The organism is Amycolatopsis sp. NPDC043889 (genome assembly GCF_056435645.1).
In genome coordinates this window covers 458,775-477,089 of sequence record NZ_JBWKEC010000002.1, presented here as the reverse complement: position 1 = coordinate 477,089, position 18,315 = coordinate 458,775, and the positions used below count along the sequence as shown (strand labels likewise).

16 protein-coding genes are annotated in these 18,315 nt (G+C 69.1%); 7 read left to right on the top strand and 9 right to left on the bottom strand.

Annotated elements, in window-relative coordinates:
- Nucleotides 1-18 precede the first annotated feature (18 nt).
- Nucleotides 19-3,957, top strand: coding sequence for an alpha-(1->3)-arabinofuranosyltransferase domain-containing protein (locus AC0685_RS07575; RefSeq protein WP_478224830.1), 3,939 nt, complete (start codon nucleotides 19-21; stop codon nucleotides 3,955-3,957).
- On the opposite strand, the gene AC0685_RS07570 is transcribed toward AC0685_RS07575, so the two are convergent.
- Entirely contained in the window at nucleotides 3,925-4,866 is a 942-nt protein-coding gene (locus AC0685_RS07570) for a hypothetical protein (RefSeq protein ID WP_478224829.1), read from the bottom strand. The two genes, AC0685_RS07575 and AC0685_RS07570, sit on opposite strands and share 33 nt — an antisense overlap.
- Nucleotides 4,867-4,985: 119 nt before the next feature.
- Complete coding sequence (locus tag AC0685_RS07565; RefSeq protein WP_478224828.1) at nucleotides 4,986-6,185, bottom strand: lipopolysaccharide biosynthesis protein; 1,200 nt, start codon at nucleotides 6,183-6,185, stop codon at nucleotides 4,986-4,988.
- A gap of 68 nt (nucleotides 6,186-6,253) precedes the next feature.
- Between AC0685_RS07565 and AC0685_RS07560 the strand changes: the two genes are divergently transcribed.
- Genes AC0685_RS07560 through AC0685_RS07550 form a run of 3 tightly spaced genes read left to right on the top strand, consistent with a single transcriptional unit; the run spans nucleotide 6,254 to nucleotide 9,194 of the window.
- Nucleotides 6,254-7,945 carry an MmpA family trehalose lipid delivery protein gene (locus AC0685_RS07560; RefSeq protein WP_478224827.1) on the top strand — a complete coding sequence of 564 codons (1,692 nt, stop codon included), beginning with the start codon at nucleotides 6,254-6,256 and terminating at the stop codon, nucleotides 7,943-7,945.
- 3 nt (nucleotides 7,946-7,948) lie between these two features.
- A complete protein-coding gene (locus AC0685_RS07555) occupies nucleotides 7,949-8,128 on the top strand; it encodes a hypothetical protein (RefSeq protein WP_016335312.1) in 180 nt (59 codons plus the stop codon).
- 4 nt (nucleotides 8,129-8,132) lie between these two features.
- Nucleotides 8,133-9,194, top strand: a complete 1,062-nt coding sequence (locus AC0685_RS07550) for a hypothetical protein (protein ID WP_478224826.1) — start codon at nucleotides 8,133-8,135, stop codon at nucleotides 9,192-9,194.
- 43 nt (nucleotides 9,195-9,237) lie between these two features.
- On the opposite strand, the gene AC0685_RS07545 is transcribed toward AC0685_RS07550, so the two are convergent.
- Nucleotides 9,238-10,395, bottom strand: a complete 1,158-nt coding sequence (locus AC0685_RS07545; RefSeq protein WP_478224825.1) for a glycosyltransferase family 4 protein — start codon at nucleotides 10,393-10,395, stop codon at nucleotides 9,238-9,240.
- A 148-nt stretch (nucleotides 10,396-10,543) separates the two neighbouring features.
- On the opposite strand from AC0685_RS07545, the gene AC0685_RS07540 reads away from it, so the two are divergent.
- A complete protein-coding gene (locus tag AC0685_RS07540) occupies nucleotides 10,544-11,242 on the top strand; it encodes a class I SAM-dependent methyltransferase (RefSeq protein WP_478224824.1) in 699 nt (232 codons plus the stop codon).
- Here the strand turns inward: AC0685_RS07540 and pgfA are convergent.
- Nucleotides 11,236-12,270 carry a cell envelope lipid trafficking protein PgfA gene (pgfA, locus tag AC0685_RS07535; RefSeq protein WP_478224823.1) on the bottom strand — a complete coding sequence of 345 codons (1,035 nt, stop codon included), beginning with the start codon at nucleotides 12,268-12,270 and terminating at the stop codon, nucleotides 11,236-11,238. The genes AC0685_RS07540 and pgfA overlap by 7 nt on opposite strands.
- A 237-nt stretch (nucleotides 12,271-12,507) precedes the next feature.
- Between pgfA and AC0685_RS07530 the strand changes: the two genes are divergently transcribed.
- Nucleotides 12,508-12,891, top strand: a complete 384-nt coding sequence (locus AC0685_RS07530; RefSeq protein ID WP_478224822.1) for a hypothetical protein — start codon at nucleotides 12,508-12,510, stop codon at nucleotides 12,889-12,891.
- Here AC0685_RS07530 and AC0685_RS07525 read toward each other — a convergent pair.
- The gene (locus AC0685_RS07525; RefSeq protein WP_478224821.1) at nucleotides 12,888-14,060 is read right to left on the bottom strand and encodes a PucR family transcriptional regulator; all 1,173 of its coding nucleotides are present in this window, start codon (nucleotides 14,058-14,060) and stop codon (nucleotides 12,888-12,890) included. The two genes, AC0685_RS07530 and AC0685_RS07525, sit on opposite strands and share 4 nt — an antisense overlap.
- A gap of 60 nt (nucleotides 14,061-14,120) precedes the next feature.
- Complete coding sequence (locus AC0685_RS07520) at nucleotides 14,121-14,558, bottom strand: MarR family winged helix-turn-helix transcriptional regulator (RefSeq protein WP_478224820.1); 438 nt, start codon at nucleotides 14,556-14,558, stop codon at nucleotides 14,121-14,123.
- Between the two features lie 38 nt (nucleotides 14,559-14,596).
- Here AC0685_RS07520 and AC0685_RS07515 point away from each other — a divergent pair, with 38 nt between their 5' ends.
- Complete coding sequence (locus AC0685_RS07515) at nucleotides 14,597-15,118, top strand: hypothetical protein (RefSeq protein ID WP_478224819.1); 522 nt, start codon at nucleotides 14,597-14,599, stop codon at nucleotides 15,116-15,118.
- Here the strand turns inward: AC0685_RS07515 and AC0685_RS07510 are convergent.
- The 3 genes from AC0685_RS07510 to AC0685_RS07500 form a co-directional block, all read right to left on the bottom strand.
- Nucleotides 15,108-15,878, bottom strand: a complete 771-nt coding sequence (locus tag AC0685_RS07510) for a hypothetical protein (RefSeq protein WP_478224818.1) — start codon at nucleotides 15,876-15,878, stop codon at nucleotides 15,108-15,110. The two genes, AC0685_RS07515 and AC0685_RS07510, sit on opposite strands and share 11 nt — an antisense overlap.
- A gap of 95 nt (nucleotides 15,879-15,973) precedes the next feature.
- A complete protein-coding gene (locus AC0685_RS07505; RefSeq protein ID WP_478224817.1) occupies nucleotides 15,974-16,663 on the bottom strand; it encodes a sigma-70 family RNA polymerase sigma factor in 690 nt (229 codons plus the stop codon).
- Between the two features lie 144 nt (nucleotides 16,664-16,807).
- A complete protein-coding gene (locus AC0685_RS07500) occupies nucleotides 16,808-17,305 on the bottom strand; it encodes a hypothetical protein (RefSeq protein WP_478224816.1) in 498 nt (165 codons plus the stop codon).
- Nucleotides 17,306-18,315: the final 1,010 nt, after the last annotated feature.

Sequence of the window (18,315 nt, the reverse complement as noted above, 5' to 3'; positions counted from 1 at the left end):
CCGCCTAGTATCTACCGGATGGTAACCCCCGGGGCGCTCGTGAAACGGCCGAGCACGTGGATCGTGCTGGCGCTGACCGTGCTGTCCTTTGTGCAGCGTCCCGGCAGGACGACCTTCGACACGAAACTCGATCTCGCCGTGGATCCGCTCGCCTTCCTCGGCAGGGCGCTGCACCTGTGGAATCCCCAGGCGACGGCGGGGGAGTTGCAGAACCAGGCATACGGCTACCTGTTCCCGATGGGACCGTTCTTCGCGCTGTGCCAGGCGGTCGGGATCCCGGTGTGGATCGCGCAGCGGTTGTGGTGCGCGATCCTGCTCTCGGTCGCCTTCGGGGGCGCCCTGCTGGTGGCCCGCGCGCTGAAAATAGGGAACGAACGGACTCGGCTGATCGGAGCAGTCGGTTACGCCCTCGCGCCGAGGATGGTCACCGAAATCGGTTCGCTGTCCTCGGAAATGCTGCCGGCCGTCCTGCTGCCGTGGGTGCTGCTGCCGCTGATCCTCGCCGACCGCATCGGCTCGCCGCGCCGTGCCGCCGGGTTGTCCGCGCTCGCCGTGCTGTGCATGGGCGGGATCAACGGCGCGATGGTCGTGATGGCGCTCGTGCTCCCGGGGTTGTGGTTGCTGACCCGGAAATGGCGGAGCACACACGTCGCGCTGGTCATCTGGTGGTTCGTCTTCGTCGTCGGCGTGGTGCTGTGGTGGTTCCTGCCGCTGGTGCTGCTCGGCCAATACAGCCTGCCGTTCCTCGACTACATCGAATCCGCGACCAACACCACGGCGCCGATGTCGTTGTTCGAGGTGCTGCGCGGCACGAACCAGTGGGTCGCCTACGTCGTGCAGGGCACGCCGTGGTGGCCGTCGGGCTGGGCGCTGATCGACAATCCCGTGCTGATGGCGGCCACCGGGCTGGTGGCCGCGGTGGGGCTGCTCGGCCTCGCGCGGCGTGGCCTGCCCGAACGGCGTTTCCTGGTGCTCGGCGTCCTGACCGGGCTGACGCTGCTGACCGTCGGCTATGTCGGGACGCTCGACAGCCCGCTGGCGGAACCGGTGCGGCATCTGCTCGACGGCCCGCTCGCGCCGTTGCGGAACGTGCACAAGTTCGAACCGGTGCTGCGACTGCCGTTGATGCTGGCGTTCGTCCACGGCATCACGAGCGCCGCGCCCGCGCTGCGCCGGAATCTGCGGCCCGCGCTGGGCGCCTTGCTGGTCGTGGCGATGGCCGCACCGGTGTGGTTGCTGACGTTGCGGCCAGGACCGGGCTGGGACGAAGTGCCGGGATATTGGTACGACGCCATGGGCTACGTCGCCAAGACCGACGCGACGGCACGTACCCTGCTGCTGCCCGCGACCGGGTTCGGCGAGTACGACTGGGGCCGCACGGTGGACGAACCTGCGCAGGCCATCGCGGACAGTCCGTGGGCGGTGCGGAATCAGGTCCCGTTGGGCTCGGAAGGCAACACCCGCCTGATGGACTCCATCGACGCGGCGTTGGCCGACGGCAGAGGGGATCCCGGGCTCGCGGCGCTGCTCGCGCGATCGGGCTACCGGTTCCTGGTGCTGCGCGGCGACATCGACCGCGCCAAGGTCGGCGCGCCCGATTTCACGACGTTGCGCGCCGGGCTGGCCGGGTCACCGGGGATCGAGAAGTCGGCCCAGTTCGGGCCGCTGGAGATCTTCGAGGTGAAACGGCCGGTGCCGCTCGTCACCGCGACGTCCGCGAAGGACGTCCCGACGGTGAGCGGCGGTCCGGAGAACCTGCTGCCGCTGATGAACTCCGGGCAGCTCGACCCCGGCACGCCGACGGTGCTGACCGGGGACGGTGGTTCGCCGACCGGGCCGCGGCTGGTCACCGACGGGCTGCGTCGCGCCGAACGCAACGTCGGCGGCGTGCGGGACAACCTGAGCCAGACCCTGACCGCCGGGGAATCCGCGCGGCAGCGACGAGCCGCCCTGGACGTGCTGCCGTTCCCCGGCGAGCAGCACCAGACCGTGGCCGCGTACCGGGGGATCCGTTCGGTCGACGCGTCGACGGCGGCTTCGTTCGCGGACGCGTTCGGCGGTTCGGACCCGAGCCATCAGCCGTTCGCCGCGCTGGACGGGGATCCACGCACCGCTTGGCATTCGTCGAGTTTCACCGGCCCGATCGGCGAGTGGCTCGAAGTCGAACTCGACACCCCGCGGCTGGTGAACTCGGTCGATCTCGCGATGGTCGACGACATCCGCGTCGGCTGGCCGCCGACCCGGATCCGGATCACCACGGACAACGGTTCCGTCGATCACCAGGTCGTCCGGGGCGCGGGGGCGCATACCTACCCGGCGCCCGCGGGGGTGACGCGCAAGGTGCGGATCACGTTGCTGTCGCTCGTGGTCGGCAGGCAGGACGGCAACGTCGGGATCTCGGAACTGAAGATCCCCGGCGTCGACCCGCAACGCGCGCTCGAAGTCCCCGCCGACCTCGGGCCTGGCCCTGCGCCGGGCTTCGCGTTCACCAGGGGCGCGCAACCGCGTTACGCGTGCGTGCCCGACGGAGGGCATGTCCGCTGCGATGCCAACGCGGGCCGCGACGGTGAAGAACCGGACGGGATCCGGCGGCTGTTCTCGACGACGTCGCCGAGCGCCTACGAGTTCGGCGGCACCGTGCTGCCCGCCGGCGGTGGCCGGTTCCCGGTGACCTTGCCCGGCGTGCAGGTATCGGCGACTTCGCAACTGGGCGGGGATCCCTCGGCGAGCGGATTCGCCGCGGTGGACGGGAATCCCGAGACCACGTGGCTGCCCGACGTCACCGACCTGCGGCCGACGTTGACCCTGGACTGGGCGAAACCCCAGACGATCTCGGGAATCCGCGTCGCCGCCGACACCGGCGCGCCCGCGCGGTTGGAACTGACCACACCGACGTCGAGCCGTTCGGTCGAACTCGACTCCTCCGGTGCCGCGACCTTCGCCCCTTTGGAAACCTCGCAGCTGAAGATCACGTTCGCCGGCCTCGACGACGACCAGCGGACGCGGAACTCGCTGGGTATCGGGAGCCTGTCCCTGACCGGTGTTGAACTTCCCGCCCCGGCAGCGGAATTCACCCTGCCCTGTGGATCGGGGCCGAACGTCCGCCTGGACGGCTTCGACTACGACACGTCCGTACGCGGCACCCTCGCCGACTTCGTCGCGCACCGGCCGCTGACGCTGTCCGCGTGCCCCGATTCGGCGGGCGGCGTCGACCTGGCGGCGGGCGGGCACGAACTGCGGACCGACCGGTCCGAGTCCTTTGTGGTCCAGGACCTGTGGCTCAAACCCGCCGGCCGTGCCGTTTCGCCCGCTACGCATCGTGCAGTCACCGTGGACTCCTGGGACGCGACGTCCCGGTCGGTCACCGTCGCGGGTGGTGACGAGTCCATTTTGGCCGTCCCGGAGAACGCGAACGCGGGCTGGACCGCCTCGCTGAACGGGACTCCGCTGGTGAAGACCCGCGTCGACGGCTGGCAGCAGGCGTGGATCCTGCCCGCCGGCTCCGGTGGCGTGGTGCAGCTGGAGTTCGCCCCGGACTGGAAGTACCGGTCGGGTCTGCTGATCGGCGCGGTCGCGATCCTGCTGGTGCTGATCGGTGCGCTCTGGCCCGCCCGCCGTCGACGTCTTCCGGTGGAGGCGGGCTCCGGGCGGGTGGTCCCGGTGGTCCTCATCGGACTGCTGGCCGTACTGGGCGGGATGCTGCCGATCGTGCTGCTGATCGCCGTCCTGCTCGCCCGCCAGTTCAGCGAACGCGCGCCACGGTACCTCGCTGTCGGCGGCATGGTCGTGGGAACGATCGTCGCGGTGGTGGGGCGGCTGCTGGGGCACGGTCAGGAGTGGGCCTACGGTCCGGTGACCCAGGCTTCGCTGCTGCTGGCGGCGGCGGCGATGGTGGCGACTTGTGTGCCTTGGTTCGGTGGACGTTCACTTGAGACGGACGTCGGGCCGAGGTCGTAGGCGGGCACTGTCCAGTGCCGCCCGAAGTTCGGCCGCGACCCTGCCGGGCTCCGAACGCAGCCGTGAGGGCAGCGTCTGGAGTACGACGATCCCGGCCGCGGCATAGCGGGCGTTGCGGGCAAGCGTGTCCCGAAAGCCGGCATCTCCCGCGTGGTACCCGAGGGAATCGATTTCCCAGGCGAAGCCCAATTCGTCGCACCAGCCGTCCGGCTGGGCGATATAGGTGCCGTTCGCGTCGAAGATCTTGACGTTCCAGCGGCATTCGGGAAGGTCCGATCGTTGCCAGAGACGCCAGGCATCGGCTTCCGCGACCGACCGGGCACCGCCCAGGATCGGCGGGAGCATGCTTCTCAACGGCTCTGCGCCTGGCCGCCTGCCTTCGTCGAGTTCGTCCGCGAGCGCCCGCGGAAGGCAAAAGCCGCGCTGGACGGACTCGGCCATCATCGCCGTGACGGTGTCCTGATCCGGTGTCCTCCGCGCCGCGTCGATCACGGCTCGGGGTACTGGAGCTGTCGGGACGCCGGACCGTGGCCTGGGATTCGGGAGACGTCGTGACCGTTCGACGTGGACGAAGCCGCTGTTCGTGACCGAGCGTTCCGCCGGGACGAGAACGTGGACCTCCTCGGTGTCCGGGAGATTGCGCAGGCCATATCGCTCCAGGGCCCGTACACCGGTCAGGATCGAGCCGCTGCCGGAATGCAGCAGGGCGGCGTGGATCTGCTGTTCGTCGGTGGGCTCGCCGTTCTGGAGCAGCACGACGCCGGGCAGCAGCATCCGCCACGTCCCGCCGGGCTCGCAGCGTCGCGAGACCGTCCGGCGCGGCATGCCCACGGCTTCGAGTTCCTTCGCCGTGATCACCCGCGAACCGCTGGTGATCAGTGGGTGGCGAGCCCAGTCTCCCCTTCGCACGGGACCAGCATGGAGTCGATCACCGACATAACCCGGCGCCCGGCTTCGTGACCGGACCTTTGATGCGTGACTGTGTGGATTTTGGGACATCTGACGTCCCAAAATCCACACAGTGCCGGTCAGGCGCGACGCGACCGCAACTCCAGGACGGCACCGGACAGAGCCAGACCCCCGGCGCAGCAGGCAGCGACGGTCACCACCTGAACAGCCGACGAGTGCAGCCAAGCGGTCACCAGCACCGTTTCCACCACGACGGTCGTCCACATCAGCACGGTCACCCGCCGGTCACCGGCGGCGAGGCGCGAAAAGAGCAGGATCTGCACCAGTGCGAGCATCGAGCCGGCGAGGGCGAACGGCCAGACCGGCATGGTGCTGGCGGCGTAGCCGGAGCCGCCGATGAAGGAGAGCAGGCGTGGGCCGGCGACCACCGAGACGAGGAGCACGACGGCGTCGAGGGCGGCGCAGACGGCCAGGGCGGCGGGCAGGATGCGGCGGCGGTCGTCGCCGTTCGCGAAGCGGGGGAGTACCAGGACGCCGACGGCTTGGGGGAGCCAGTAGGCGATCTTCGTGACGATCGCGCCGAGTGCGTATTCGCCGGCTTCGGTCGCGGGGAGGGTGTGGCGCGCCAGCACCAGGTCGAGGTTCACCAGCAGGACCAGCGCCAGCATCGCCTGCGCCGCGTGCAGGACTTCGCCCGCGTGCCAGCCCGCCTTCCGCGGTCGCTGCCGTCCACAGAGGACCCAGCCGCAGAAGATCACCAGGTACGAGCCGATCGCGGTACCGGCCAGCGCGCCGGTGGCGTCGCCGCCGATCAGCAGGCCGATCAGCGATCCGCCGACCTTGCCCGCGCCTTCGAGCGCCATGAGTCCGGCCAGGAGGGCGAAGCGGCCGCTGCCCTGCAAAAGGCCGTGGAAGAGGCCGAGCAGCGTCAGCGGGCCGAGTGTGACGGCGAGCAGCAGCGCGGGCACCACGGAATCCAGGTGCAGCACGAAGACCAGTACCGGCGCCAGGAGCAGGCCGATGGTCGCGACGATGGCACTCGTCGTGAGGCCGAGCGCGAGGAGTGTCCCACTGTCCTGCGGTTTGCGGGCGACCCGCAGCGCGACGACGGTTTGCAGACCCATCGCGGGGACGACGCCGATCACCAGCACCGCCAGCAGCGAGCTCAGCTCGCCGAAAGCGCTCGGCGCGAGCAGCCGGGCGGCGATGATGCTCAGCGCGTAGGCGCCGGCGTTGTTGGCCGCCAGCGCGAGCGAAACGAGGATCGCCGCGACACGCTTGTCGGTCCTGGTCTCTTCGACCTCGACGTCTACGCTCAACGGTGCTCCCATTACCGGCGAGTAATCGGGCGACCATAACCGCGATCGAGGCGGAAAGGGAAGAGCAGTTGGACGCACGGCGCGAACGTCTCGTCTTGGCCGCGGTGTCGGCCGGGCTGGCGTCGCTGGTGTTCCTGCCCGTGCTCGGACGCGGCTTCGTGCTGAGTTACGACATGGTGTTCGCCCAGCGTCAGTCGCTGATCCCGGACGCGCTCGGACTCGGTTCCGCCCTGCCGCGATCGGTTCCCGCGGACGCCGTGATCGCGCTCGCGACCGCGGTCGTCCCCGGCGACGTCGTCCAGAAAATCATTCTGCTGCTCTCGCTGTTCCTTGCGGCATACGGCGCAGGGCGGCTGGTCCCGACGGAGCAACTCGGTACGCGGATCGTCGCGGCCACCGGGTACGCGTGGACGGCCTATTTCGCGGAGCGGTTGTTCATCGGGCATTGGCCGCTGCTGCTCACGTACGCCTGTCTCCCGTGGATCGTGCGCGCCGCGCTCTCGCTACGCCGGAACGAACCGAGGGCGCTCGCGGGACTGGTGCTCGCCTGTGCCCCCGCGGTGCTCACGCCACCCGGCGGCGTGCTGGCCGCGCTCACCGCGATCGCGCTGGCCGGACCGCGAAAACTCGGCCATACCCTCGGTCTCGCCTTCGTGCTCAATCTGCCGTGGCTCGTCCCGACTCTCCTGCACGACGGCGGCACGCTGTCCGATCCCGCCGGAGTGGCCACCTTCAGTGCCCGCGCGGAAAGCTGGGGCCCTGCGATCCTGAGCGTGCTGGGGCTCGGCGGGATCTGGAACGGTGACGTCGTCCCCGGCAGCCGGGGCGCGCCGATGGCCCCGGTGCTGATCCTCGTCACGGTCGCCGTGGCGCTGGCCGGGCTCCGCCCCCTCGCGCGAAAGTGGGGGACACCGCCGGCGAGAGCGCTGCTGCTGCTGGGAGTTCTCGGTGTCGTGCTCGCCGCGCTGGCGACACTGCCGTTCGGCGAGCCCGTGCTCTCCTGGGCGATGGGGCACGTCCCCGGCGCGGGACTGCTGCGGGACGCGCAGAAATGGGTGGCCTGGTGGGCGCTTCCGGTCGCGCTCGGGTTCGCGCTGGCGGTCGAAGCCGCCGCCGCGCGCCTGCGGACCGGGGCGGCGCGTGGGGCTCTCGTCGTGGCCGCCGCGCTCTTTCCCTTGCTCACCATGCCCGATCTCGCCTGGGGCGGCTGGGGAAGGCTCGAAGCGGTGCGCTACCCGGCGGACTGGAGCGAAGTGCACCGGGTGCTGGCGGAAGACGGCCGGCCCGGCGACGTCGTCACGCTGCCGCTGTCCACGTTCCGGAGTTTCGCCTGGAATGACCACCGGACACAGCTGGATCCGGCGCCGCGGGCACTGCCCGAGACCGTGCTCGTCGACGACACGTTGCGCGTCGGCGGCGAGGAGATCTCCGGCGAGGATTCCAGAATGGACCGTGTCCGTGCCGCGCGGTCGGCGGAAGACCTGTCATCGGCGGGAATCGGCTGGATCCTGGTCGAACACGGGACGCCGGGCCGGGTAGACCCGCGGTTGCTGACCGGCGCGGAACCGGTGTGGTCCGGTGACTGGCTCACGCTTTACCGCACTCCCGGTGAGCCCGCCGTGACCGGGACGCGATCGCCGATCCCCGTGGTGCTGGCAAACGGAGTAGCGCTGTTATCGATCGCGGCCGCACTGTTGTGCCTTAAGTTACCGGTGCGTACATTGAGCCGACGCAGGAATTCCCTGTCTCGGAAGGAGTAGGTCTTGGGCACCCTCATCGGCGCGGCAGCCGCCGTCATCATCGGGCTCGCGACGGCCGCGGGCGGGAGTTACGCGCTGACGAACACCGCAGATCCGGACGCCGCACCCCAGGTGCAGGCGAAGATCAAGGAGCAGTTCAACCCAAACTCGAGCCCCGAGCACGTCATTTACGGCAACCGCTGAGCCGGTGTCCGAGCTCGCTTCCGACCACGCCGGCCGGGTCGTCGGGCTCTACGGCGACCCCACCGTTTCCTGGAGCATCCTCCTGGAAGCGAGACTGTCTTCGGTGCTGACGCCGGAAAAGGCGCGGATGCGGCTGGCGGTCGCGGTCGAGGAACGGCCGTGGCTCGGAGCCGCTCCCGAAGTCGTGGCCGTTTCCGGCGAAGAACTTCCGGCGATCCGCGATCGATTCGCCGAGACCTCGTACGAACGCGGTGCGCCCTTGATCCGGGTCGCGGTCGGTGTCGACGAGCCCGTCGTGCTGATCGCCGCGCATCACGGCGCCCTCGACGGTCTCGGCCTGCTCGCCGTTCTCGGGCTGACCCTGGACATCCCGATCTCGTCCGCCGCCAAGGGAATCGGCGCACGCACGGCCGATCGATCCTTTCTCGTTTCCGCCTTCCAGCGCCTCGCGGAAGCACTTTTCGCGCCTCCGGCGAGAATCACCCCGGAACGGGCCGAAAGCCGCCCAGGAGACGTGTTCAGCGCGAGGATTCTCCCTCGCTCGCGGCTCGGGTCTTCGGCCTTCGCGGCGGCCGCCGCCAAGCTGACCGAGACGTGGAACGCCCGCCACGGCGAGGAAGCCATCAGGGTGGTGGCCGCGGTCGGCGCGTCCTGGCGAAGTGGAGCCGCGCCCGAACCCCTGCACGACAGCGCGTTCTTCCGGTTGCGACTCGGCGGGAAACCCACGGTCGCCGAAGTGGGCGCGCTGCTGGCCGCGCAGCCGCCGGAACCCGATTTTCCCGCCCGCAGCAGCAGGATCGCCCGGCTGGGCACCCGGCTGCTGGCGAGCAGGCTCGGTTCGACCTACCTGGTTTCCAATCTCGGCGTCGTTTCGGCGGCGGACGCGGTCACGTCGATCGCGTTCTATCCCGCCGCCAGCGGCCGCTCAGGCGTGGCGTTCGGTGCGGTGACCGTCGGCGAGACGAGTACCGTCACCGTGCGCGCACGCCGCAAGGACTTCGACGACGCCGCCACGGCCGACCTGGCCGACGGGATCGTGGAAGCCTTGCGGCGTCAGTGTCTGTAGGTGAACCCGCCGGTGATTCGACACAGCGGGTTCACGGCTAGGGTCACGTTCCGGACAAAACCTCAGCTCCGCCAACAGGCGTAAGGACCCTGGGATGGGGGATGGCCACCCCGGCCAAGTCGCGCACGAGTGATTCGAAACGGTTCACGCTGTGTTCCCAGTCGAACAGGCTCGCCCAGGTGATGCCGGCCTTGCCCATTTCGGTCCGCCGCACCCGGTCGGCGAGCAGACCGTCGACCTGCGCGGTGAAATCGGCGAAGTCGTCGGCCAGCAGCCCGGTTTTGCCCTCCACGATGGATTCGGCCACCCCGCCCGCCGCCCGGTAGGCCACCGAGGGCACGCCGTGCGCGGCGGCCTCCATGATGACGATTCCCCAGCCTTCCTTGACCGACGGGCAGAGGTGCAGCCAGGACCGTTCCAGGATCTCGTGCTTCTCGTCCTCGTCCACCCAGCCGTGCAGCCGCACGCGGTCTTCGACGCCCCGGTCGCGGGCGTGTTTGCGCAAGACCTCTTCCCACGGTCCCTGGCCCACGATCTCCAGCTTCAGCGTCGGCCAGCGCCGGCTCAGTTCCGCGACGACGTCGATCGCGTGCTCGATCCGCTTGTGCGGCACCAGCCTGCTGACCGCGACCAGCGTCGGCTCGGTCTCGCGGACGGCCTTGCCGCGCGGGGGAGTGTCCAACCCGTTGGGTACCACGGTGATCCGCGAGCCTTCGATACCGAGTCCGGTCAGTTCGCCCTTGGTGATCTCGGAAACCGTGACGTAGCGGCAGTGCCGGAACAGCCACGGCGCCAGCCGCGACTCGATCCACCAGCCGATACGGCCCAGCGTCTCGCCGAGCGCGCTGATCCACTGTTCCTTGTGGACGTGGTGCACCAGCACGAGAACCGGGCAGCCGGCGACGAGCCTGGCGAAGAACGGCATCCCGTTCTGGACGTCGACGACGAGGTCGGCGTGCGCTTTACGGATCGCCCGGAGCGCATGGAGATAGACACCGAACTTGTTGCCACGGCGGCGGTAGCGGACACCGTCGCGCCATTCCCCGGCGTTCGCGCCCGGGTACGCGGCGCACTGGATCTCGACCCGGTATCCGGCTTTGGCGAGTCCCTCGGCCATCCGCTCGACGTACCGCTCGGAGCCGCCGCCCTCCGGATGTCCGGTGTCGCGCCAGTTGACGAGCAGCACACGTGGCCTTTCCATCGTGGTTCTCCCAACCTGTTAGCGACAATGCTAGGTTACCGGTGCGTACACGGTAGAGGAATCATTCTCGGAAAGCGATGGTTCGATGGTCGGTAATCGGTCGGTGACCCCAGCAACGATGCCTCATCGCGCCACTTTGCGCAGATCGGTGACGTTGTTCCGGGCCTTTCTCACCGAACAGACGGATCCGGACGGTTTCTACTCGGTGCTCGCCGACGACTCGGTCCGTCAATTGGCGCGGCACACTCCGTTGAACGGACGGACCATCGTCGACGTCGGTGGCGGGCCCGGCTATTTCTCTGATGCGTTTCGCGCCGCCGGAGCCACGTACCTCGGCATAGATCCCGACGTCGGAGAGCTGACGGCGCGCGGAGAGGCAGGTGAGAACATGGTCCGCGGCAGCGGGACGAAACTGCCGGTGCGCACCGCGTCCGTGGACGTCTGCTATTCGTCGAACGTCCTCGAACACGTTTCCGAACCCGAGGTCATGCTGGCCGAGATGTGCCGGGTGACCAAACCCGGCGGCACGATTTTCGCCTCGTTCACGCCGTGGTATTCGCCGTGGGGCGGTCACGAGACGGCGCCGTGGCATTTCCTCGGCGGCCACTACGCCCGGCGGCGTTATCTCGAAAAGAACGGCAAGGAGCCGAAGAACAAATTCGGGGAGAGCCTTTTCGCCTTTTCCGCCGGCGCGGCCATCCGGTGGGGGAAGGCCGCGCCGCTCGCCGATCTTCAGGAGGTCTACCCGCGCTACCACCCCTCCTGGGCCCAGTGGATCGCGCACGTCCCCGGGATCCGGGAAGTCGCGTCGTGGAATCTGGTGATGGTGCTGCGCAAGCGTCAGTGACGTGAGGGGGCGGGGCGGCGCTTCACCAGCAGGAAGACCCCGAGCGCGAGGAAAGCCGCGCCGCCGATCCCGAGCACGATCGGCCCGGTGCTCCCGATGAAGTCCAGCTTGCCCTTGTTCTCGTCCACCTGCTTGACCATCGCGTCGACCGTCGCGTCGGTGAAGGCCAGCTTGCCGTCGAAGACCACCGTGGGCGTGGGATTCGCGGCCGACCGCAGTTCCTGGTGCGACCGCTGTTCCTGCTTGACCTGGATCCCCGTCACCGGCTCGATCCAGCTCGTGATGGTGCCCTGGTAGAACTGGCCCGCCTCGACGGAGCCGCCGGCGGCGCCGATGAGCGAGCCCGGCACCTTCTTCGTCGAGATCTTCGTGTCGGGGATTTCCTGGACGAACTTGTAGACCTCGACGCCCTTGATGTCCTCGACACCCTTGAACCGGGCCTGGACGGGGCGGCCGGTGTTGTCGTCGTAGACCTGGTAATCCTTCTGTTCGGTGCCGAAGGGGAACTTGAAGTTCAGGCCGGGCTGCGGCTTGTACTCCTGGACCTCCTCGGGCTTCTCGCCCTCTTTTTCGGGCTTCTCCTTGAGTTTGGTGACGAAGCTGCTGTTGGCCGAGCACTTCGCCTCCTGGTCGCCGCCCGGCGGGACGTACCCCTCCGCGGTGCGGCGGTCGAAGCAGACCTGGCGTTTGCTCGCGCTGACCACGGTCTGGTCGCTGGTGTCGACGACCGAGACGGCCATCAGCCACACGGCGACGTCCGTGCCCTCCCGCATCTCCGGCGGCGCGAAGTTCGCCACCACGCGGGCGGTCGCCTTCAGCTTGGCGTCGTCACGGATCTCCGTGACGGTCTTGCCGCCTTCGGTCTTCACCGCGAGCACCTTGGACGCGGTGCCTTCGAGGACCGACGTCGATTCCTGGTTCAGCGGCACCTTGGCGAGCTCGGGCTTCACGTAGGTCGGCAGCAACACCGCGCCGGCGACGGCGAACACCCCTAGTGCCAAGAAGATCAGGCTCAACGCTCGACGCAACGGTCCTCCTGGTGAGACCACGGAAAAATCCACATTACCCATCGGTAATCAGTCGCCAGATACTGGCTCCTGGGCCGGTCAGCGTCAAAGGTGTGACCGGCGGTCATAGGCACCGCGTGCGACCGGAAGGCGGTACGCGCGCCGCCATTCGGCGCAGGTAGCCAAACATGTTTGTTCCCGGGAACAACGTGAGCGGGACCACCATCGGACGACTTCCGGTGCGTGGAAAGGAACTCTGTGCCGCAGGACCTGAACGATCCCCGCGCGCTGGACATCGGCGCCTACTCGGATTCGATCACCGACGTCGAGCTCCGCGACGCGGTCGCCGACGTCGCCGCGCTGCTTTCGTTGCACGGCAACGTGATCCGTGATCTCGACGCCAGGAGATCACGGTGGCGCCCCGGGCGGCGGTCCCCGCATCCCGACATCGTCCTGTCGGCGGCCGGCAGGCGTCCACAGTGGACGAGATCGGCGAACCCCGAGGTGACCCTGCCGGTCGCCACGACCGCGCGCGGCCGGACCCTCGCGGTGCGGCTGACCGCGCGGCCCGGTCTCGGGCACACGCTGCTGGACCTCGCGAGGATCATCGACGCCGACATGGCGCCGGAGAGAAGGAGCTAGGCGTCCGCCAGCCGGACCGCCTCCAGCGCGACGTAGAGCTCACCGACGTCGACCGGGTCGGACAGATCGCGCCGGGTCAGTTCCTGCACCCGGCGCAGCCGGTACCGGACCGTGTTCGGATGGACGATCAGCCGGTCCGCGGCCTCCTTGGCCGAGCCGTGCCCGGCGAACCACGCGACCAGCGTGTCGAGCAGGACCTGCCGTTCCGGCTTGGGCAGCACCAGGAGCCCGGCCAGCACCGAGCGCAGGACGTCCCGCGACATCTCCGGCGCGCTCGCGACCAGCGTGGTGACCGGGGAGTCGCCGAAGACGGCGACGCCGGCGGCACCGGTGGTCAGTGAGCGGCGGGCGATCCGGGCGCGGTGTACCGCGTCCGGTATCTCGAGGAATCCGTTGAACGGCCTGCTCATCCCCACCGCCAGGGGCAGGGTGCCCAGTACGTCGCGCAGCCGCCGGACGTCCTCGACGCGGTCGATCACGACCAGGCCGACCTCGGCGCCGGGCCGCCAGGCCGATTTCCAGCGCCGGGCTCGCAGCAGGGCTTCGACGCCGGGCGGTTCGTCCGGTTCGATGGATTCGGTCACGACGGCGACGAAGGTGCCCGCCGCCGGGAGGTCGAGTTCCTTTGCGGCGTTCTCGAGCTCGGCCTGGGTGGCGAACCGGCCCTGCAGCAGGCCGTCCAGCAGGGCGAGCTTCTCCTGGGAGAGTTCGGCGGCGACCTCGCTGTACGCGGTGGTCAGCGCGTCGGAGTAGAGGTCGATGGTCTTCCACACGTTGGAGTTGATCTCCACCGTGCGGGCGGGGTTGATGAAGCCGGGGCCGGCCAGCTCCAGCAGACGCTCGTAGACGAAGATCCCGCCGATCCGGAACGCGCGGAGCACGGACGGCAGCGGGATACCCTGCCTGGCCTGGGCCAGCCCGGTCTTGCGGGCCGCGTCGAGCGGGAGTCCCCGCCCCTCGACGAGCGCGGTCAGCGCCCGTTCGAGATTCGCGCGGCAGACCTTGCGCAACTCGTCCGGCGCGGTGCTGTCCACCTGGTGATAGAACTCGTCCTCGTCGCTGAGGAGCTGGGCGAGGCGATCACTGAATTCGGGCAGCCGGGTGAGCATCGCCTGCATGAGCACACGCTGCTCCCGGGGTGCGGGAGTAGCGAGAGCTTCGGTGCCCATCCGTCAACTCTAACCCGATCGAGTGGCCGCTTTTTATCACGATGCGACGAAAGGGTGGTTTCACGAGCTGAGCGCCGTTGACAACCTGCGGAGTGTGTCGCGGGCTTGCCGCAGCTCATCGGGGGTGACACCGCTGTCGTCGAGCACGGCGCGACGCCGGGATTCACTCGCGTCCCACAGGCGCTCCAGCAACCGTGTGCCCGCGGGCGTGATGGCGTACGGGGGCGAGCGGCGATGGGCGGGATTCGGCTCCGCGCGAAGCTGGCCCGCCTCGGTGAGGTCGTCCGCGACGCGTTGCACGGCTTGGCGGACCTGTCCGAGTCGCCGCGCTATGGCGGGGACGGCGAGCGGTTCCTCGGACACCGTACTGAGCACGTGCCAGCGGGCGACCGTGGTGCCCGGTCCGGTGGCCTCCCGCTCGCTGATCCGGCGGCTCAGGCCCGCCACTTCGTAGACGTCGGCGATCAGCAGCCGGTAGTCGCGGACGAGGTCGGTCATATTTGACAGCATGCTGTCAAATCGTCATCCTGGCCCGTATGGACGTCACGGAACGGATCGCCGCCGTCTTCACCGCCCAGGGACCGCGTCCCGAACTCGCCGGACGGCTGGACGTGTTCGAGCCGCTGATCGGCGGCTGGGATCTCGTGGTGCACGACTACGCCGAGGACGGGAGTGTCCGGACCGTCGACGGTGAATGGCATTTCGGCTGGGCGCTCGACGGCCGTGCGCTGGCCGACGTGTGGATCAGTCCCGCCCGGGCGAGCAAGGGCGACGGGGTGGACGGGGAGTGGGGGATGAGCCTGCGCTTCTACGACGAGAAGATCGGCGCGTTCCGGTCGGCCTGGCTCGGCCCCGGCAAGGGCTGGGTGATCCCGTTCCTCGGGAAGCCGACGGGGGACGGCTTCGAGATCGAAGCCGACACCGACGGTGTCCGGCGCCGGTGGATCTTCTCCGAGCTGACCGGCGAGAGTTTCTCCTGGCGGGCGGAGGAAACGCTGCCGGACGAGGACCCCTTCGTCCGGCAGCGTTTCGAGGCCACTCGCGCGCTCAGTGGTTGATCTTGAACCACGGCTGCGACCAGCCGAGATAGGTGTAGTTCCACGCGTTCTTGATCTCCGAGATCGTGGTCTCGGTGAAGCTGCCGGGGCCGTGGATGTCGTTCGACAGGAACTTGCCGCCGCCGATGGAGATCATCGTGTGCCCGGTGCCGCCGTTGCTGAAGAACGCAAGCCCGCCCGCGGGGACCTGGGTGTCACCGGGGTGCTTGTACGAACCCGGGATCTGGGTCCAGTGCACGTAGGCGGTTTCCGAACCGCTCGCGGTCCAGCCGTAGGCCCACGCGTTGATCCGGTCGCACCAGCGGTAGTAGTTGGGATCGTTGTTCGTGTGCACGTGCGCCTTCGCCCACGCGACGGCTTCGGCGCAGGTCCGCGGGTTGCCGGTGCCCGCGGTGGAGCAGGAAAGGGTGCTGCCGGCACAGTCCGGGGCGACGCGGCCGTCCGAACCGGTGTAGACGTAGGCGTCGCTGATGTAGCCGCCCTTCGACGGCACGTAGTCCCAGATGTCGGTGGTGCCGTACTTCCCGGTCACGGTCGAGCCGTTCGTCTGGCAGTCGATCGTGACGGCGGTGCCGCTCGCGACGGTGCCGACCGAACTCGCGCTGGTGCTCGGGCTCGACCGCACGGTCACCGCCACCCCGGAGTCGGTGTTCACCGTGCCCGTCGCCGCGAGTGCCTCGCCCGCGCCGCCGAGCATGATCGCCCCGGCCAGGGCGATCGTGCCCACCGCGCCTCTGGCGATCCTCGATCGGATCTTCATCTCTGTCCTCCAGTGGTTTCCCCGAATAGGGGGACAGGATGGCGGATCCCCGTACAAGGCGCGTACAAGAAATCAACTGTCCGAAGTGGACGGTTCTATACCGGGACGAGCTCCGGTTCGGCGGCCTGACCGATGATCGGGACATCATTCGCGCAATGGGCGTTCCGCTCGGTGAGCAGTGTCCGAAGCCGCGCGAGCGCGCGGAACTGGGCCGCGCGGACCGCTCCCGCGCTCGGCAGGCCGAGCCGTTCGGCCGTCTCCTCGGCCGAAAGCCCGAACACGAACCGGAGCGCCAGCACCTGCCGGTGCGGCATCGGCAATCTCGCCAGCAGGACACCGGCCTGCAGCCGGTTTTCCAGGCGTTCGATCTCGTCCGGGTCGCGGCGGGTCCAGAGCGGCAGCCCGTCGCCGATCTCCGGGACGGAGGCGACCGGTTCGCGGGAACGGCGCCGGTGTAGATCGGCCACCTTGTGCCCGGCGATCCCGAGGGCGAACGCGAGGAACCGGTCCGGGCGGTACCGGTAGCGGGGCAAGGCGATCAGGACCGCCTGCAGTACCTCCTGTGCGCAGTCCTGTGCGTCGCAAGCTCCCGTTCCGGCGCTCCCGAGCCTGCTCGCGCAGTAGCGGAACACATGTGGGCAAAGGAAACGGGTCAACTCCTGGATCGCGTCCGGATCACCGGCCACGGCCGCCCGGACCACTCTGCTGTCCGGGTTGGGCAGTCGTCCCGCCGTGGCGGCGGCACGGGAGTCCGCGGGGACCGTCGATGGCGCTACCTCGTCCAAGTCTGCACTCCTGGTTCAGGGGAACTGCCTGCCAAGGTGCGCCCGTCATCGGGGACTGGGACTTCGTGCGCGGTGGTCCAGCTTGCCGCTCCCCGAGAGGGATGTCCACACGACGTGCCGGAAGTCATCCGAACCGCGCAATGTCTACTGTGGACACTGGTCGCGCGCCACCTTGAAGCAGGACAGTACTGGGGGATAGGCGGTGGTATCGGTGCTGAGGAGATCCGACGTCCAGACCAGGCAATGCGCGAGAACCCGGATCCGCTGGGCGAGATCGGCGTTCTCGCAGGCCTCGTCGATCTGGTCGGCGCAGGTGACCCGGTCGTCGCGGACGCTGGCGGCGATGGCGCGGACGATCGCGGCCACGCCGGGATCGAGCCGGTCCGGCCGGACCGCCATACCCGCGTGATCCCGCAGTCGCAGGGTGAACGGTTCGCCGATCCGCAGCGACCGGCGGCGATCCTTGGCCGCCAAGGAGAACGTGTCGACCAGTCGTCCGACGACGTCGCCGAACGCCGGTGCGCGCCGGGTGGAGGAAGCGATGGACACCAGCGCGGTGGCGAGCCGGTCGGCTTCACCCGATCTGGTGAGCGAAAGGAGATCGCGGGCGACGATGTGCGCGCGTTTGGCAGTGAGTGTCATGTCGGGCCCCTCGTTCGTCGTGCCGATTCCCGTTACCCCGCGGTGCGAGCGCTAAACCCGAAGGCCCGCCGATTGGCGCTGGTGGGGGTGCGGGTTGCGCCGTTCGGCTCACGTCGCGGGTTCTGTAACGGTGAGAGACCGGGAGACGTCGCCTTTGGTGCGACCGGTCGTCGGCGGGCGGAGGGTCATGCTGTCGAGTCTTCTTCCCGGGCTGCGGGAGCTCCGGGCACCGCTCGCCGCGGGATACGTCTGACTTCTCGGCCTCTGGCTCGCCCTGCGGCCGGGCCTGCCTCCATCGGCTCAGGCTTCCGGCGACGAGGACTTCCGCGACAAGGTGCTGCCCCACATCCGAGGTCTCCAGGAGGTCGCCCGCCGGGTGGGCGGGAACCGCCGGAGATCATCGCCGGTGCACGGACTGGTGAACACCGGCGCCGGGCCATGGACGACTACCTCCACCGGTGGCATCTCCTCGGAACCGTCGTGCGGCTCGACGTCGTGGGCGGCGGCCGAGCAGAATCTCGCGGCCGCGCTCGCCGTGGAACGGGGTCGTGCCCGGCTACTACGCCGGTTACCCGAACGCTCGGGCGCCGATGGAGACGCAAGGACGGATCGCGACCGTCGCGCCGAGCGAGTCCATGCCGAAACCGAAGTTCCAGCGACCGTCCACAAGGGACACCCTCCTTGAATCCGGTGCCCGGTTTGAGGCATTCGCGCGGGTTCGCGAGGGGGTCGTGAGTGCTAAAGGCGGTTATTGAGGGGAAGGGCGAATGTGGCGCGACCGAGCCTCTGCGGTGAAGGACCCCTTCACTGGCTTAAGGCAGAGGCGGCCTTCGTGGCCGTGGTTCTGGACTGGCCGACAGGAGCCGACCGCGCCCCCCTCCGAGTGTTCCACCAAGGACACTTTTCGCTGACTCAATGTCCGAGTGATGCCCAGATGGGCGATGTCACGAGGGGGTCGTGGGGGGGGGTTTTGGGTGGGAACCCAAAAACCCCCCCCCACCCCCCCCCCC